The sequence below is a fragment of the Stenotrophomonas sp. 89682_Sma genome (genome assembly GCF_056481405.1).
This window is the reverse complement of record NZ_CM151147.1, coordinates 2,410,223-2,425,626: the sequence shown is the minus strand read 5'-3', so window position 1 is coordinate 2,425,626 and position 15,404 is coordinate 2,410,223. Positions and strand designations below refer to the sequence as shown.

The window sequence follows — 15,404 nt, the reverse complement described above, 5'->3', positions numbered from 1 at the left end:
CGGCAAAGCCTGAGTTTGATTTGCACGCGGTATTTTTCTGGAATTGATGAAGAGTGAAGAAGTTCATGGAAGATTCGATTGGAGCCCGGGTTCGCACAGTTCTGTGCACGGGCCTGTTTGTTTTCGCCTGCAGCGCCCACGCGCTTGGCAATGACGAAGCGGCCTCGTTGAAGAGCGTGCTGGCAGCAGCCGAGACCGGCAGCGCAGATGCCGAGAATGATCTTGGAGATCGCTACAACCAAGGCAACGGTGTGGTCAGGAACCCGGTGACGGCGGTTGAGTGGTATCGCAAGGCTGCTGAGCAGGGCCATGCATCTGCCCAATCCTCCCTTGCCGTGATGTATCTGAACGGAACCGGGGTTCCCAAGGATCTCGCGCAAGCACTGTTCTGGGTGCGCAAGGCGGCGGAGCAAGGCAACGGTCTTGCACAGTCCGACCTGGGGATGATGTACCTGGAGGGATTGGGCGTGTCAAAGGATGATGCGCAGGGCCTCTTCTGGATCCGCAGGTCGGCCGAAGGAGGAGCTTCCGCGGGGCAGTACAACCTTGGCAGCCTGTATGAGCGCGGCGGCGCGGGCCTCACCAAAGACCGGGCCGAGGCCATGCGCTGGTACACCAAGGCGGCCGTCCAGGATCTGAAGGGAATTCTGGTCAGCGATGCTCGCCAGAAGCTGTGCTCGAGTGGCAAGGAGGGCCAGGTGTGGTGTGACCAGATCGAACCCCCGCCGAGGTTCAACTCGGTTGAGGAACTGATGGCAGCTGCCAAAAGTGGCGACGCCGAGGTTCAGGCCGTGCTCGCGACCATGTATGCCGATGGTATCGGCGTGCCGAAGGACGATATCCAATCAGCCGCCTGGTTCGGCAAGGCGGCAATGGCGGGCTACGCGCCCGCCCAGTTCGAACTCGGGAACCTGTATGCCAGCGGGCAGGGCGTGCCCAAGGACAGGGATGAGCAGATCTACTGGTACTGCGAGGCTGTCGCACAGGGACATGACGGGGCGTTTACCAATCTCCAGATAATGAGCGCCCTCGAACTGTTCGATCCGAAGGACTGCCCGGAGCGCCGTGCACGCAGGCGATGATTGCCATCGGGCAATGACTGCCATCTCACCCGGACCTCACGCAGAGGCCCGGGTGCAGGAAGGCCTCACACCAGGGGACGGCCGGTATTTACGCTCAACCGGTGCCTGATCACGCCGAAAGCTCCTCACGCACGATCTTCGCCCCGGCACTGAGCGCGCGCAGCTTGCCGCGCGCCACTTCGCGCGCCAGCGGTGCCATGCCGCAGTTGGTGCTCGGGTAGAGCTTGTCGGCATCCACGAACTGCAGCGCCTTGCGCAGCGTGTTGGCCACGTCTTCCGGCGTCTCCACCGTATTGGAGGCCACGTCGATGGCGCCCACCATCACCTTTTTGCCGCGCACCAGTTCGATCAGGTCGATCGGCACGTGCGAGTTCTGGCATTCCAGCGAGATGATGTCGATGCTGGAGGTCTGCAGCTTGGGGAACGACTCTTCATACTGGCGCCATTCCGAGCCCAGTGTCTGCTTCCAGTCGGTGTTGGCCTTGATGCCGTAGCCGTAGCAGATGTGCACGGCCGTCTGGCACTTCAGGCCTTCGACGGCCCTCTCCAGCGCAGCCACGCCCCAGTCGTTCACTTCGTCGAAGAACACATTGAAGGCGGGCTCGTCGAACTGGATGATGTCCACGCCGGCGGCCTCCAGTTCCTTTGCCTCTTCGTTGAGGATCTTCGCGAACTCCCAGGCCAGTTTCTCGCGGCTCTTGTAGTGCGCGTCGTACAGCGTGTCGATCATGGTCATCGGGCCGGGCAGGGCCCACTTGATGGGTTGCGCGGTCTGGCGGCGCAGGAACTTCGCATCCTCCACGAACACCGGTTTCGGGCGGCTGACCGCGCCAACCACGGTCGGCACGCTTGCATCGTAGCGGTTGCGGATGCGCACGGTCTCGCGCTTCTCGAAATCGACACCACTGAGGTGCTCGATGAAGGTGGTGACGAAATGCTGCCGGGTCTGTTCGCCGTCGCTGACGATATCGATGCCGGCGTGCTGCTGCTCCTGCAGGGACAGGCGCAGTGCATCCTGCTTGCCTTCAATCAGGCCATCGTCCTGCAGTTTCCAGGGTGACCAGAGCTTCTCGGGCTCGGCCAGCCAGGAGGGCTTGGGCAGGCTGCCTGCGGTGGAGGTGGGAAGCAGTTTCTTCGTCGACATTGCGTCTTGTTTCCTGGGGGCGAATGGGGAATCGGTGGATCAGCGGGCAGCCCACTGCTCAAGCACGGCGCGGTACGGCTTGATGAAGTGTTCTTCGGTGAACCTGCCCTGCTTGACCGCCAGCTGGCTGCGCTCTTCGCGGTCGTAGACGATGCGGGTCGAGGAGTAATCCTGGTGCTTCAGGCTGGGCTGGTAGACCTTGCCTGCCACGGAGTTGGCGTTGTAGATCTCCGGGCGGTAGATCTTCTGGAAGGCCTCCATCGTGCTGATGGTGCCGATCAGCTCCAGGTTCGAGTAGTCGCCCAGCAGGTCGCCCTGGAAGTAGAACGCCAGCGGTGCCACGCTGCCCGGCGGCATGAAGTAGCGCACCTGCAGGCCCATCTTGTCGAAGTACTGGTCAGTGGGAGAGAACTCGCCCTGGCGATACTCCACGCCCAGGATCGGGTGGTGGTTCTCGGTGCGGTGGTAGGTCTTGCTGCTGGATACGCTGATGCAGATCACCGGCCCCTTGCTGAAGTTGGCACGGTAGGCCTCGGACTCCAGGAAATGCTTGAACAGCTTGCCATGCAGGTCGCCGAAGCCTTCCGGAATGCCAAAGGTGGCCTTGCCTTCGTTGCTGGCCGGCAGCACCACACTGAAATCGTAGTCGCGCACGTAGGACGAGAAATTATTGCCGACGATGCCTTCGGTACGGGCACCGGTGCGGGTGTCGACGATGGTCGGACGCAGCACCTCGATCAGCGGGAACGGATCGCTGCCATCACCGCCATCGATGTGCATCTCCACCGAGATGATGTCCAGCTCGACCGCGTAGCGATCCGCGCTGGGGTTGTCCCAGTGCGCCAGATCGTTGAAGCGGTTGTTGATCATGCTGATCGTGTTGCGCAGGTTTTCCTGGCGGGACGCACCGCGGGCCAGGTTGGCGAAATTGGTGGTGATGCGCGTCCCGTCAGCAGGCTGGTAATCCTCGTTGAAGGGGATGCGCGTGATGCTGAAGGTGAAGGTGTCGATCGTCATGGGTGGCGTTCCGTAGTGCGGGGTGACATCCGGAGGCGGGCAAAGGCATCCGGCATTCAAAGTGCTGCGGCGGCCTCAAGGGCGGCGGCGCGGTGGCGGGGCAGGCCCAACAGCGGCAGGGCCCGCCGCACCGCCAGCCGTGCCCGCTCGACCAGGGCATCGTTGTGCACGCGGCCGTCGGCGAAATCGCGGTCGGTGGCGTAGACGCCCAGCGGCAGGGTGCGCGCCTGGAAGAAGCTGAAGAGCGGGCGCAGCTGATGGTCGATCACCAGCGAATGGCGCTCGCTGCCACCGGTGGCGGCCAGCAGGATGGGGGTGTCGACCAGTGCGTCCTGGTGGACGAAGTCGAAGAAATGCTTGAACAGCCCGGTGTACGAGCCGCGATAGACCGGCGTGCTCACCACCAGCACATCAGCCTGCTCGACGGCGGCCAACTGCCGTTCCACGGTGTCGGGCAGCTGCGAACGCCAGAGCGCGCCGGCCAGCTGCGGGGCCAGTTCGACCAGTTCGACCAGGTGCTGCTCGCTATGGATGTCTTCGCCGATCAGGCCCAGCAGATGCTCGGCCAGGGTGGCGGCCCTGGAGGGGCGCTGCAATCCGCCGGAAACGGCGACGATTCGAAGGGGGCGGGTAGGTGAAAGCATGACCCGATGCTAGCCACGCCCTTCCATGACGTAAAATGGTATTACTTCACCAATCCATGAGCAGGATTCATCATCATGCTGGAGCGGATCCACCTCAGTATCGTGCAGCAGGTCGAGCAGCAGGGCTCACTCACCGCCGCCGCTGGCGTACTCAACCTGACCCAGTCGGCCCTGAGCCACAGCATGAAGAAGCTGGAGCAGCAGCTGGGCACCGACGTCTGGCTGCGCGAAGGCCGCAGCCTGCGGCTGACCCAGGCCGGGCAGTACCTGCTGGCGGTTGCCAACCGGGTGCTGCCACAGCTGGATCTGGCCGAGGAACGGCTGGGCCAGTTCGCACAGGGCGAGCGGGGTGCGCTGCGCATCGGCATGGAATGCCATCCCTGCTACCAGTGGCTGCTGAAGATCGTCTCGCCGTACCTGGCCGCCTGGCCGGACGTGGACGTGGACGTCAAGCAGAAGTTCCAGTTCGGCGGCATCGGCGCACTGTTCGGCTACGAGATCGACCTGCTGGTCACCCCGGACCCGCTGCTGAAGCCGGGCCTGAAATTCATTCCCGTATTCGACTACGAACAGGTGCTGGTGGTGGCCAGCAACCACGCCCTGGCCAAGGTGGACCACGTAAAGCCGCGCCAGCTCGGCCAGGAAGTGCTGATCAGCTATCCGGTGCCGTTCGAGCGCCTGGACATCTACAACCAGTTTCTGCTGCCGGCCGGTATCACGCCGCGACGGCACAAGGCCATTGAAACCACCGACATCATGATGCAGATGGTGGCCAGCGGCCGCGGCGTGGCGGCCATGCCACGCTGGCTGGTGGAGGAGTACGCCACCCGCATGGATGTGGTGCCCGTTCGCCTGGGTGCGAAGGGCATCCCCAAGCAGATCTACCTGGGTGCACGCGAGGCGGATACCGGTATCGACTATCTGCAGGCTTTCATCGAACTGGCGCGGAACAGCACGCCGCTGGCCAGCAATGCGCGCGGGGGCACGTAATGGCCGCACCTACGTCGCTGCGGGCGCGGGCCTTTCTTGATGCCTTTTCGCTGGAGGTGAGCGCCAAAGCCATGCCCGCGCTACACGCGGAGGCTGCCCGCATTCCACGCGGCACGACAATCTCCATTCCCTGGCTGGCCAGCGAGGACGACGACGCACGACTGGCTGCGGCGCGCAGGGTGCGTGAGCTGGGATTCGAGCCAATGCCGCATCTCTCGGCCCGTCGCATCGGGTCGCGTGTGGTGCTTGAACGGTTCCTGCAGCGCGCCGCCAACGAGGCCGGTGTCGCCCAGTGCCTGTTGATCGGCGGCGATCTGGCCACGCCCGCCGGCCCATTTGCTGATAGCGCTTCGATCATCGAGACCGGGCTTCTGGAGAGGGCCGGCATCAAGGCCGTCGCCATCGGCGGCCACCCCGAGGGCCATCCGGTCATGGGCAGTGTCGGGTGCTGGCAGGTGCTGGAACACAAGTGCCAGGCCATCGAAGCGCGCGGCATGGCGCCGATGATCATCACGCAGTTCGCCTTCGATGCCGACGTCGTTCTGGCCTGGTTGGACGCCCTGCGCGCCCGTGGCATCGATGTTCCGGTACTGGTCGGCGTGCCGGGTCCGGCAAGCATCGCGCGGTTGGCACGCTACGCCGCAATGTGCGGGGTGGGTGCCAGTGCATCCATGCTGGCAAGGTACGGCATCTCGATCGGGCGGCTGCTCGGGACCGCAGGGCCGGAAGTATTCGTGGACCACCTGGTGAGCAGTTTGACTGACGCCCACGGGTTGGTCAGCCCGCACTTCTTTCCGTTCGGTGGTATTGCCCAATCACTGGACTGGATCAAACGGCACCGGCCGCAGGCATCGGCAGTCGGCGGCTGACGGGCCATCGATGACGGCTACCGGGCAGCGCATATGGTTGCCCGGTCCCGTCCCGGTCAGCCCTGCCGGTGTCGTATCTCGGACGGGCAACTGATCAGGCCGGCATTGCTGATGGCCTGGCGCGTACCGCATGCGCGGCACGCAAGCACCGTTCCCCCTCTCACATGCTCCATCTCCTGCTCCCCCCAGACACTGGTTGCGCCGCACGCCGTGCAGGTTGCTTCGATCTGCAGGGCCCGGGCCAGGTCGCCCTCCGCGCCCGGTCTGTAGGTGAGGTCGGTGATCTTGAATATGCCGGTATGACTCATTGGAACGCCGTTGTGGGTCTACTACGGGAAGATATCGATGCAGAGGTGCCGGGCGCGTCGGCGCGGTGTCGAGAAGCGGTGCGGGTCAACTCAGGGGGCAGTACGCAACGTGAATTCCTCCAGCCGTGCACGGCTGACGGACTGGTGGTTGCCGCATCCCGGGCAGCTGAGCGAAGCAGCGCCGTTGAGGTCGACAAGCCCATGATCAGGAATGGCCCGGAATTGCCTTGAGCATTTCAGGCAGGAGCAATCAATCCGGGTGACCTGAAGCAGGGTGCCATCCTCACGCGCCACTCCTTCGACGCTGATTACATAGAACTGTCCGATGTCTCGCATGAAGATGAACAATGCCCTGAACGTGGGGGGCGCCCATCATGCCTTCTGACGTGCCGTAAGGCTCACCCATCGACCATCCTTATTCTGAAGAGTTAAGAATCAGGGCCAGGGGGCAGGCTTGTGCCGGGTGCTAGAGTGTGAGCAGGTGCCGATGTGGCGTCACATTCAAGGCGAAATCCATGCCCATTCGGGCCGTTGTATATGCAAGTCAAGCAGTGGAAGGTCTTTCGATTGATCGCCTCGAGGCGCTCGTGGCCGATGCCGCGAGGTTCAACAAGGTTGCAGGCGTGACGGGCGTGCTGCTGCACGACGGCACGCGATTCGTGCAGTACTTCGAAGGGCCGGAAGATGGCGTGGCCAGCGTCTATGAGCGCGTGCTGCAATCGACCAGCCATACGGATGTCGTGGAGCTGGCGCGAGGGCGCGTCTCCACGCGGCAGTTTCCCTATTGGTCGATGCACCAGCTTCCTGCCGATCAGCTTCTGGTCGGCAGACTTGCAAGGGCCGACTGGTCACGCTTCAAGAGAAGCCAGCCCGAGGAGATGGCAGGCTCGGCGTGGGGAATCGATGTGCTTGCCGTGGCGGTAGCGCCCTACGTGCGCGCCGCTTAGTTTCCGGTTCGGCGGCCACTTCACTTGATCATGGTGTGCGGTGACATGAAGGTTCTCATCACACTCCTCGCTGCACTGCTGGCTTCGGGCCCGGCGCTTGCCGACTCCCCGCTGCCGCCGCCGGAGAGGTTCACGGCATGTTCCCCCACTCGAAATCTCTGTGCTGATTCCGATCCAGCCGTCAATTCAACGCGGGTAACGCCACAGGCATCGGGTCAGGATGCCTGGCTGATACCCGGATGGCATCGCTGGTTGTTCCCGTCGGACGATGGGGAGTCGGTCGTGGTCGGCTACGAAGGCATGAACCTGGTTCCGGCTGACGTGACGTTGAGCGAGCCGGTGCTGCATTTCTACAATCGCGGCCGCCTGGTTCGCACCGTTACGCTCGATCAGTTGTATCGGCGCACATCGCAGCTTCGGCGCACCGTCTCGCACCTCTCGTGGGTGACCAACATCGGCTTCAATCGCTCCAACCAGTTCGTCGTCGAGCTGGTCAATGGAGAGAAGGTGGCGTTTGCTCCCAGAACAGGTGCCCGCGAGCCGGTTCGGCCGGACGGGCGCTGACAGCCCGTTATGGGTGTTCGGGAGTCACGCATGGCGTGACCGCGCCATCCCCCATGTTCACCCCGCAGCAGCGAGAATGCGCCATCGGGCGCGCCTCACGCGCGCTTTCCTCTGCCAACAGGATCGCGAAGATGTCCAATACCCCCTTTGGCGAGTCGTCATGTGCCGCCGCTGCCAGCGGTTGCGTCGAGGTGCGCGGCGCGCGCGAGCACAACCTCAAGAATGTCGACGTCTCCATTCCGCGCAACGCATTGGTGGTGTTTTCCGGCGTTTCGGGCTCCGGCAAGTCATCGCTGGCCTTCGGAACGATCTTTGCGGAGGCGCAGCGGCGCTACTTCGAGTCCGTCGCTCCCTATGCAAGGCGACTGATCGACCAGGCAGGCGTTCCCGACGTGGATGCCATCGACGGGTTGCCGCCGGCAGTGGCCCTGCAGCAGCAGCGCGGCGCCAGCAATGCGCGTTCATCGGTGGGCAGTGTCACCACGCTCTCCAGCCTGGTACGCATGATGTATTCGCGTGCAGGCGCATATCCGGCCAACCAGCCGATGCTCTACGCGGAGGACTTCTCGCCCAACACGCCGCAGGGCGCCTGCAGTACCTGCCACGGGTTGGGGCATGTCTACGAAGTGACCGAAGCCTTGATGGTGCCGGACCCGTCGCTGAGCATCCGCGAGCGCGCCATCGCCTCCTGGCCGCCGGCATGGCATGGCCAGAACCTGCGCGACATCCTGGTCACGCTCGGCTACGACATCGATGTGCCGTGGAAGACGCTGCCGAAGAAGGATCGAGACTGGATCCTGTTCACCGAGGAAACACCCACCGTGCCGGTCTATGCCGGCTTCACGCCTGCCGAGACCCGGGCAGCGCTCAAGCGAAAGCTCGAACCGAGCTACATGGGCACGTACACCGGCGCGCGTCGTTATGTGCTGCATACCTTCGCCAATACCCAGAGCGCGCTGATGCGCAAACGGGTTTCCCGCTACATGGAAGGCAAGCTGTGCCCGGCCTGCCACGGAAAGCGCCTGAAGCCGGAGGCGCTCTCGGTCACCTTCGCGGGTGTGGATATCGGTGAGTTCATGCGGTTGCCTCTGGATCAATTGGCAGATCTGCTGGAGCCCATCGCGCGAGGTGACTTCAGCGCGCACAGCCGGGGCGAACGCACCAGCAAGACGACCACGCGACGCGACCGCAGCCAGCGAGCGGCCAGCGGTCGCGCCGTCCACGCTGCGGCTCCGGATGTCCGCCTGACCTCGGCCCTGTCCGAAGAGAAGCGGCTGGCTGCACAGCGGCTGGCGGACGGGGTCATGGGGCGGGTGCGGCAACTGCGGGGGCTTGGCCTGGGCTATCTCTCGCTGGACCGCGCCACGCCCACGCTGTCCGCCGGCGAACTGCAGCGCCTGCGGCTGGCCACGCAGCTCAGCTCGTTGCTGTTTGGTGTGCTGTACGTGCTCGACGAGCCTTCGGCCGGACTGCATCCTGCCGACAGCCAGGCGCTGTACGACGCGCTGGACCGGCTGCGTGATGGAGGCAACTCGGTGTTCGTCGTGGAACACGATCTGGAGCTGATGCGCCGCGCGCAGTGGCTGGTGGATGTGGGCCCGGACGCCGGTGAGCGGGGAGGGCGCGTGCTTTACAGCGGGGAGCCGGGCGGCCTGCGCCAGGTGCAGGATTCGCGCACGGCACTGTATCTGTTCGGCCAGGTACCCGCGCCCACCCGCCGGCAGCGCACCGCCACCCACTGGCTGGAACTGCAGGGCATCCATCGCCACAACCTGCAGGGAGTGGACGCCCAGGTGCCGTTGGGATTGCTGACGGCAGTGACCGGCATTTCGGGGTCGGGCAAGTCCAGCCTGATGGCGCAGGCCTTGCCCGAGCTGATGCTGCTGCACCTGGGGCATGAACCCTCGGACGATGGTGCCGAGGCCTCGCCGACCGACGGGCCGCCGGTGATCGAAACCACCCGAGGCCAGTTGGCCGGTGATGTGGACGCCATCCAGCGGGTCGTGCAGGTGGACCAGAAGCCGATCGGCCGCACCCCACGCTCCAACCTGGCCACCTATACCGGGTTGTTCGATCACGTGCGCAAACTGTTCGCGGCGACGCCCGCCGCACGTCGTCGCCGCTTCGATGCGGGCCGTTTCTCGTTCAATGTGGCCAAGGGCCGATGCGAGACCTGCGAAGGCGAGGGTTTCGTGAGCGTCGAACTGCTGTTCATGCCCAGCGTCTACGCCCCATGCCCCACCTGCCACGGCGCCCGCTACAACGACGCCACGCTGAAGGCGCTGTGGAACGACCGCAACATCGCCGAGGTCCTGCAGATGACGGTGGACCAGGCGCATTCATTCTTCATGGCAGAGGAGATTATTGCCCGGCCGTTGCAGCTGCTGCAGGACATCGGACTGGGTTACCTGAGGCTGGGCCAGCCGGCCACCGAGCTTTCAGGCGGCGAGGCCCAGCGCATCAAGCTGGCCACCGAACTGCAGCGCAGCCAGCGCGGACGCACGCTTTACGTGCTGGACGAACCTACCACCGGCCTGCACGCGTCGGATGCGGACAGGCTGCTGGTTCAGCTGCAGCGGCTGGTCGACGCAGGAAATACGGTGGTGATGATCGAGCATGACATGCGGGCCGTCGCGCAGGCGGACTGGGTGATTGACGTCGGGCCGGGCGCAGGCAGTGCGGGTGGCACCATCGTGGCGAAGGGAACGCCGCAACAGGTGGCGCGCGCGCGGGGAAGCAGGACAGCGCCTTTCCTTGCGCGAGAGCTGGCTCCTCTGTAGGGCCGAGCCATGCTCGGCCACCACCCTCGGCCAGATCTGGGGTCGGCCTGTCCAGCCAACGATGCTCAGGTCTCCCCGCGCCACTGGCTCATCAACATCTGGAGAAAGCGTTCCGCGGTAGGCGAGAGCAGGGCGCCTCGGCGACGGACGATCCCGATCGTGCGCGACACCACAGGGTTGCCTATCGAGCGCGTCACCAGGGTGGGATGATCCCCGTCCGGCGTAGCCATTTTCGGCAGGACAGACACGCCGATGCCGGCCTCGACCATGCCCAGTGACGTCGACAGGTGGGTCACTTCGTAGTGCCAGCTCAGTTTGAGGTTCTCGCGCGCCAGGGCGCCGTCCAGCAGCGTGCGGTTGCCGCTGGTGCGATGCACGGTGATCAGCTGATGCTCTGCCAGGTCGGCCCACTCCACCCTGCGCTTGCGGGCCAGCGGGTGGTCGCGGCGGCAGGCCAGCACAAACGGGTCTTGGGCCAGTACGTCGAAATCGAGATTCGGATCGTTGGCGCCCATGAAGTTGATGCCGAACTCGACTTCGCCACGTTCCACCGCCTGCAGGCCCTCGGTCGCCGGGATATCCAGGATCCGGAAGCGCACGTTGGGATGCGCTTCGTGGAAGCGCGCCATCACGCTGGGCAGGAAGTAGAACGCCGCCGTGGGCAGGCAGGCGATGGTGACGGTAGCACCCCGCGTATCGTCCCGGCCCCGCAGTGAGAACAGTGAACCATCGAATTCCTCCAGCATGCGACGCACCAGCGGCAGCAGGTTCTCGCCGACGGCGGTGGTGCTGACGCTGCGCGTGGTGCGCTCCAGCAGTGGCGAACCCACCGCCTGCTCCAGCTTCTGTATCCGTCGGCTGAGTGCCGGCTGGGAGACGTGCAGGATCTCTGCGGCCCGATGGAAGCTGCGCGTCTCCGATACCAGCAGGAACGCGCGGAGATCGAGGATTTCGCAATTGATGCTCATTGGGTATCAATCATCCAAAAATCAGCAATTCACAGATCAATTGGGGTCATGCCAGTATCGAATCACAGAGGGGTCATTCATCCCCTATACGCATCAATCTAGCACACGTATGTCCAACGATCTGCTCAGCATTCCCTGCGTGCTCATGCGCGGCGGCACCTCCAAGGGCCCGTTCTTCCTGGCCAGCGACCTTCCGGCGAACACCGCCGAACGTGATCGCCTGCTGGTGGAAGTGATGGGGTCGGGTCATCCGCTGCAGATCGACGGCATCGGTGGTGGCAACGCGCTGACCAGCAAGGTGGCCATCATCGACAGATCCAGCCGGGCAGACGCCGACGTGGACTATCTGTTCGCCCAGGTAAGGGTGGAGCAGCAGGTGGTGGACACGTCCCCCAACTGCGGCAACATGCTGGCGGCGGTGGGCCCGTATGCCATCGAGCGGGGGCTGGTGCAGGCCCAGGATCCGCAGACCGAGGTGCGCATCCACAACGTCAACACCGGCAAGCTGATCATCGCGACGGTGGAAACGCCCGGCGGCAATGTGGTCTATCGCGGTGATACGCGCATTGCCGGCGCGCCGGGCTCGGCCTCGCCGGTCAGGCTCTCCTTCCTCGATGCGGCAGGCGCCCGCACCGGCAAGCTGCTGCCCAGCGGGCACGCGCAGGAAACCATCAATGGCGTCCCGGTCAGCCTGGTGGACTGCGCCATGCCGATGATGCTGGTGCGTGCCGAAGACCTGGGCGTACGTGGTGACGCTTCGCCCGCCGAACTGAACGCGGACGCGGCGTTCATGCGCCGGCTGGAAGCGCTGCGCATCGAGGCAGGTGCCCGCATGGGCATCGCCGACGCCGGCAACAAGGTCATTCCCAAGCCGGTGCTGCTGTCGGCGCCGCAACAGGGGGGCGATCTGCAGGTGCGCTATTTCATGCCGCACCAATGCCACACCGCACTGGCCATTACCGGCGCGGTCGGCCTGGCCACCGCCGCCGTCACGCCGGGCACGCTGGCCCACACTTTGGTCGGATGCCTGTCCGTTCCCGGCAGCATTACCCTCGAACATCCGAGCGGGGCCCTGGAGGTGGGTCTCAGTCGCAGCTCGGGCGATTCGCCGGTGATTGCCAGCGTGGTCCGCACCGCACGCCGGCTGTTCGACGGTCGGGTATATGCAACGTCGCCCGCGCATGCCACGGCCAGTACCACCCAAGACCGCCAATGGACGTCAGCGGCATGATCTGAAACCGGCTGGGTCGGCACAGGCGTGCCTGCCCCGCCACCACAACGTAGATGCTTCACTCCTGGGAGGGATGATGTACAAGCAGTTCCTGATGGTCGCGCTGTGCGCGGCCGGCCTGGCCGCGGCCGGGTGCAGCAACAGCGGCCGCGCCGAAGGTGAGACCACAGGCAGCGCTGACAACGCACCGGTGCGCATCAGCGTCGGTTCTTACAACCTCAACAACCTGCCGTTCTTCATCGCCGACGCCAAGGGGTACTTCAAGGACGTCGGCCTGCAGGTGAAGACCGAGAACTTCGCCCAGGGCGGCTCCAAGGTACTGCAGGCGCTGGTGGCCAATTCCACCGACGTGGCCGTCGGCTTCTACGACCACACCATCCAGATGCAGGCCAAGGGCAAGGACGTGGTTGCCTTTGTGCTGCTCTCGCGCAATTCCGGGCTGGTGATGGCCGGCCGCGAAGATGCCACCTTCGATCCGGCCCGGCCGGAAACCATCAAGGGCCAGAAGGTCGGGATCACCGCGCCGGGCTCCTCGTCAGACTTCTTCGTCCGTCACTTCCTCGCCCAGCATGATATTCCGGCCGACAGCATCTCGCTGATCGGCGTCGGCTCCGGCGCCGCAGCGGTTGCTGCCCTGGAGCAGGGCAAGATCGACCTGCTGGTCAACTACGACCCGGCTGCCACCCTGATCACCGAGCGCAAGGTCGGCAAGATCCTCCTCGACGCGCGCAGCGACGACGGCGCCCGCCAGGTCTATGGCGGCCTGTACCCGACCTCGGTGATGTATGCCAACCAGAGCTTCCTGGACAAGCGCCCCGAAGCGGCCGAGAAGATCGCGCGTGCCGAGCAGATGGCATTGAAGTTCATCGCCGACAACAGTGCCGAAGAGATCGTTGCCGCGCTGCCGGACAGCTACGTCTCCGGCGACCGCGCCACGTATGCCCGCGCGGTGGAGAACGCCCGCGCGATCTTTACCCGGGACGGTCACTTCACGCCGGCCGACCTGGAAACCCCACTGAAGGTGCTGCGCGAGTTCAACACGGATGTGGCCAAGGCCAACATCGATCTGTCCAGGACCTACACCAATGCCTTCGTCGAGCGTGCCCACGCTGCGGCGCCGGCTGCCCAACCGTAAGCGGAGGTAACCCCATGGCCCTCAATGCCACCGTGCGCCAGCTCAACGGCGCGCCGCAGCTGGAGCCTGCACAGACCATGGTCGCCCTCAACAAGGTGACCATGTCCTTCGGCGAATTCACCGCCGTGCGTGATGTCGACATCCAGGTGGGTGACGGCGAGTTCCTTGCCATCGTCGGGCCGACCGGCTGCGGCAAGAGCACCATCCTCAATTCCGTGGCGGGGCTGTTGAAACCGTCCTCCGGCGAAGTAGCCATCGATGGCCGCACTGTCAGCGGCGTGCAGGAGTCGGTCGGCTACCTGTTCCAGCAGGATGCGCTACTGCCGTGGAAGACGGCTTACCAGAATGTTGAACTCGGCCTGCGCTTCCGCGGCGTGCCCGAAGCCGAACGCAAGGCCAAGGCCAACGCGTGGCTGGCCAAGGTCGGCCTGGCCGGTTTCGAGCATCGCTACCCCCACCAGCTGTCCGGTGGCCAGCGCAAGCGTGTGCAGATGGCGCAGGCGCTGATCGTCGAGCCGAAGGTGATCCTGATGGATGAACCGTTCTCGGCGCTGGACATCCACACCCGGCACCTGATGCAGAACGAGCTGCTGCGTCTGTGGCAGGAGGACCGGCGCTCGGTGATCCTGATCACCCACGATCTGGAAGAAGCGATCGCCCTGGGGGATCGCGTGGTGGTGCTGTCCTCCGGCCCAGCCAGCCGCGTGGTGCGCAGCTTCGACGTGGATCTGGAGCGTCCGCGCAACGTGGCCGAGATCAAGCTGGATGACCGTTTCACCGACCTGTACCGCGACATCTGGGCCTGCCTGCGCGGCGAAGTGGAGAAGAGCTATGCACGCCAAGACTGACAAATTCATCCAACTGGCCCTGGTAGTCGCCGTTTTCGGCGGCTGGGAAGGCGGTATCGCACTGGGCGTGATCGATCCGTTCTTCTTCCCTTCGCCGACAGCGATCGTGCAGCAGGCCTGGACCTGGCTGTCCGATACCTCGTTCTACCAGCACGTCTACATCACCCTGACCGAAACCGCGCTGGGCTACATCATCGGCACCGGTCTGGGTGTCGCCGGCGGTGTCTGGCTGGGCCTGAGCCGCCGCTCGGCGCGCATCCTCGACCCCTTCATCAAAGGCTTCAACGCAATTCCGCGCGTAGTGCTGGCGCCGATTTTCGTGTTGTGGCTGGGGCTGGGCCTGTGGTCGAAGGTGGCGCTGGCGGTCACCCTGGTGTTCTTCACCACGTTCTTCAATGCCATGCAGGGCGTACGCGAGGTGAATCCGGTGGTGCTGGCCAATGCCCGCATCCTGGGCGCAAGCCGCAGCGACCTGCTGCGCCATGTCTACTTCCCCGCAGCAGCCAGCTGGATCCTGTCCTCGCTGCGCACCTCGGTGGGCTTCGCGGTGGTCGGCGCGATCATCGGTGAGTACCTCGGGGCCTCGGCGGGCCTGGGTTACCTGATCGCGCAGGCCGAGGGCAACTTCAATGCCGTGGGCGTGTTCGCCGGCATCATCATCCTGGCCGCCTTCGTGCTGGTCATCGACGCCCTGCTGGACGTGGTCGAGAACAAGCTGATCACCTGGCGTCCCAACGCCCAGGCACAGGCCACCAGCTGAACCGGCCGCGCTGAGCCAGCCCGCCGCGCCGCCGGACCGATCCGGCGGCGCGCACTTCCTCCCCCGATCTTCCCCCGCACCACCGCAACAGGCCAGCGCCGGGCCAGGGGGCCGGCT

At 64.8% G+C, this 15,404-nt stretch carries 15 protein-coding genes; 10 read left to right on the top strand and 5 right to left on the bottom strand.

Translation table 11 applies throughout. The annotated features are described in order from the left end of the window. Window positions 1–53 precede the first annotated feature (53 nt). Window positions 54–1,082 (top strand): tetratricopeptide repeat protein, encoded by a 1,029-nt coding sequence (locus ACZK29_RS11230; protein ID WP_111113802.1) that lies wholly within the window; start codon window positions 54–56, stop codon window positions 1,080–1,082. A 109-nt stretch (window positions 1,083–1,191) separates the two neighbouring features. Here ACZK29_RS11230 and ACZK29_RS11225 read toward each other — a convergent pair whose 3' ends face one another. The 3 genes from ACZK29_RS11225 to msuE are packed head-to-tail and all read right to left on the bottom strand — an operon-like array spanning window position 1,192 to window position 3,887. Next, a complete protein-coding gene (locus ACZK29_RS11225; protein ID WP_106548479.1) occupies window positions 1,192–2,226 on the bottom strand; it encodes a methionine synthase in 1,035 nt (344 codons plus the stop codon). Between the two features lie 39 nt (window positions 2,227–2,265). Continuing rightward, window positions 2,266–3,243, bottom strand: coding sequence for a DUF1852 domain-containing protein (locus ACZK29_RS11220; RefSeq protein WP_478445993.1), 978 nt, complete (start codon window positions 3,241–3,243; stop codon window positions 2,266–2,268). A 56-nt stretch (window positions 3,244–3,299) separates the two neighbouring features. Then, a complete protein-coding gene (gene msuE, locus ACZK29_RS11215; protein ID WP_478445992.1) occupies window positions 3,300–3,887 on the bottom strand; it encodes an FMN reductase in 588 nt (195 codons plus the stop codon). Window positions 3,888–3,962: 75 nt separating this feature from the next. Here msuE and ACZK29_RS11210 point away from each other — a divergent pair, with 75 nt between their 5' ends. Further along, complete coding sequence (locus ACZK29_RS11210; protein ID WP_111113799.1) at window positions 3,963–4,877, top strand: LysR family transcriptional regulator; 915 nt, start codon at window positions 3,963–3,965, stop codon at window positions 4,875–4,877. Beyond that, window positions 4,877–5,746 (top strand): methylenetetrahydrofolate reductase, encoded by an 870-nt coding sequence (locus ACZK29_RS11205; protein ID WP_478445991.1) that lies wholly within the window; start codon window positions 4,877–4,879, stop codon window positions 5,744–5,746. The genes ACZK29_RS11210 and ACZK29_RS11205 overlap by 1 nt, the downstream gene beginning before the upstream one ends. Before the next feature lie 56 nt (window positions 5,747–5,802). On the opposite strand, the gene ACZK29_RS11200 is transcribed toward ACZK29_RS11205, so the two are convergent. Further along, window positions 5,803–6,054 carry a hypothetical protein gene (locus tag ACZK29_RS11200; protein ID WP_049430784.1) on the bottom strand — a complete coding sequence of 84 codons (252 nt, stop codon included), beginning with the start codon at window positions 6,052–6,054 and terminating at the stop codon, window positions 5,803–5,805. Window positions 6,055–6,569: 515 nt separating this feature from the next. Between ACZK29_RS11200 and ACZK29_RS11195 the strand changes: the two genes are divergently transcribed. The 3 genes from ACZK29_RS11195 (at window position 6,570) to ACZK29_RS11185 (ending at window position 10,345) form a co-directional block, all read left to right on the top strand. Next, window positions 6,570–7,001: a BLUF domain-containing protein gene (locus ACZK29_RS11195; protein WP_164146309.1), complete on the top strand. Its 432-nt coding sequence runs from the start codon at window positions 6,570–6,572 to the stop codon at window positions 6,999–7,001. A gap of 45 nt (window positions 7,002–7,046) precedes the next feature. Further along, on the top strand, window positions 7,047–7,565 hold the full coding sequence (locus ACZK29_RS11190) for a hypothetical protein (RefSeq protein WP_164146308.1): 519 nt from the start codon (window positions 7,047–7,049) through the stop codon (window positions 7,563–7,565). A gap of 131 nt (window positions 7,566–7,696) precedes the next feature. Beyond that, on the top strand, window positions 7,697–10,345 hold the full coding sequence (locus tag ACZK29_RS11185; protein ID WP_478445990.1) for an excinuclease ABC subunit UvrA: 2,649 nt from the start codon (window positions 7,697–7,699) through the stop codon (window positions 10,343–10,345). A gap of 65 nt (window positions 10,346–10,410) precedes the next feature. Here the strand turns inward: ACZK29_RS11185 and ACZK29_RS11180 are convergent, their stop codons facing one another. Further along, entirely contained in the window at window positions 10,411–11,313 is a 903-nt protein-coding gene (locus tag ACZK29_RS11180) for a LysR family transcriptional regulator (protein WP_111111694.1), read from the bottom strand. Window positions 11,314–11,422: 109 nt separating this feature from the next. Here ACZK29_RS11180 and ACZK29_RS11175 point away from each other — a divergent pair, with 109 nt between their 5' ends. The 4 genes from ACZK29_RS11175 to ACZK29_RS11160 all read left to right on the top strand — a co-directional run bounded on the left by ACZK29_RS11175 (window position 11,423) and on the right by ACZK29_RS11160 (window position 15,287). Beyond that, window positions 11,423–12,544, top strand: a complete 1,122-nt coding sequence (locus tag ACZK29_RS11175) for a 4-oxalomesaconate tautomerase (protein ID WP_478447083.1) — start codon at window positions 11,423–11,425, stop codon at window positions 12,542–12,544. A 76-nt stretch (window positions 12,545–12,620) separates the two neighbouring features. Next, the gene (locus ACZK29_RS11170; protein WP_197643296.1) at window positions 12,621–13,679 is read left to right on the top strand and encodes an ABC transporter substrate-binding protein; all 1,059 of its coding nucleotides are present in this window, start codon (window positions 12,621–12,623) and stop codon (window positions 13,677–13,679) included. Between the two features lie 14 nt (window positions 13,680–13,693). Continuing rightward, window positions 13,694–14,527, top strand: coding sequence for an ABC transporter ATP-binding protein (locus ACZK29_RS11165; protein WP_057504056.1), 834 nt, complete (start codon window positions 13,694–13,696; stop codon window positions 14,525–14,527). Further along, window positions 14,511–15,287 (top strand): ABC transporter permease, encoded by a 777-nt coding sequence (locus ACZK29_RS11160; protein ID WP_005409726.1) that lies wholly within the window; start codon window positions 14,511–14,513, stop codon window positions 15,285–15,287. Before ACZK29_RS11165 ends, ACZK29_RS11160 begins: the two co-directional genes overlap by 17 nt. Window positions 15,288–15,404: the final 117 nt, after the last annotated feature.

Coding starts and splice junctions, on each gene's coding strand:
- ACZK29_RS11170 (WP_197643296.1), top strand. CDS start 12,621: ATGTACAAGCAGTTCCTGATGGTCGCGCTGTGCGCGGCCGGCCTGGCC.
- ACZK29_RS11220 (WP_478445993.1), bottom strand. CDS start 3,243: ATGACGATCGACACCTTCACCTTCAGCATCACGCGCATCCCCTTCAAC.
- ACZK29_RS11185 (WP_478445990.1), top strand. CDS start 7,697: ATGTCCAATACCCCCTTTGGCGAGTCGTCATGTGCCGCCGCTGCCAGC.
- ACZK29_RS11165 (WP_057504056.1), top strand. CDS start 13,694: ATGGCCCTCAATGCCACCGTGCGCCAGCTCAACGGCGCGCCGCAGCTG.
- ACZK29_RS11205 (WP_478445991.1), top strand. CDS start 4,877: ATGGCCGCACCTACGTCGCTGCGGGCGCGGGCCTTTCTTGATGCCTTT.
- ACZK29_RS11175 (WP_478447083.1), top strand. CDS start 11,423: ATGTCCAACGATCTGCTCAGCATTCCCTGCGTGCTCATGCGCGGCGGC.
- ACZK29_RS11180 (WP_111111694.1), bottom strand. CDS start 11,313: ATGAGCATCAATTGCGAAATCCTCGATCTCCGCGCGTTCCTGCTGGTA.
- ACZK29_RS11195 (WP_164146309.1), top strand. CDS start 6,570: ATGCCCATTCGGGCCGTTGTATATGCAAGTCAAGCAGTGGAAGGTCTT.
- ACZK29_RS11190 (WP_164146308.1), top strand. CDS start 7,047: ATGAAGGTTCTCATCACACTCCTCGCTGCACTGCTGGCTTCGGGCCCG.
- ACZK29_RS11225 (WP_106548479.1), bottom strand. CDS start 2,226: ATGTCGACGAAGAAACTGCTTCCCACCTCCACCGCAGGCAGCCTGCCC.
- ACZK29_RS11160 (WP_005409726.1), top strand. CDS start 14,511: ATGCACGCCAAGACTGACAAATTCATCCAACTGGCCCTGGTAGTCGCC.
- msuE (WP_478445992.1), bottom strand. CDS start 3,887: ATGCTTTCACCTACCCGCCCCCTTCGAATCGTCGCCGTTTCCGGCGGA.
- ACZK29_RS11200 (WP_049430784.1), bottom strand. CDS start 6,054: ATGAGTCATACCGGCATATTCAAGATCACCGACCTCACCTACAGACCG.
- ACZK29_RS11210 (WP_111113799.1), top strand. CDS start 3,963: ATGCTGGAGCGGATCCACCTCAGTATCGTGCAGCAGGTCGAGCAGCAG.